The sequence below is a fragment of the Streptomyces sp. L-9-10 genome, from assembly GCF_004151105.1.
Lineage (GTDB): Bacteria > Actinomycetota > Actinomycetes > Streptomycetales > Streptomycetaceae > Streptomyces.
Map to the genome: position 1 here is coordinate 1 of NZ_PHRF01000154.1, position 260 is coordinate 260.

The window sequence follows — 260 nt, forward strand, 5'->3', positions numbered from 1 at the left end:
GCCAAGGTCGAGGTGCAGGGCCTGCTGGAGTCCATCAACCCGCCCGGACTCGGAGAGTTCGGGCAGCTGGCGAGCGTGGCCGCCATCGGCACCGTGCTCGCGTTCACGCTGATCGCCTCGGCGGAGAGCCTGTTCAGCGCCGCCGCGGTGGACCGCATGCATGACGGTCCGCGCACGGACTACAACAAGGAACTCATGGCGCAGGGCGTGGGGAACACGGTCTGCGGGGCGCTCGGCGCGCTGCCGATGACCGCGGTCAT

The 260-nt window shown here is 70.0% G+C and carries 1 protein-coding gene; it reads left to right on the plus strand.

Features of this window, described 5'->3' with window-relative positions; translation table 11 throughout:
• Window positions 1–260, plus strand: a 260-nt coding sequence (locus CU044_RS32140) for a SulP family inorganic anion transporter (RefSeq protein ID WP_240045617.1), incomplete at both ends; no start/stop codon positions are given.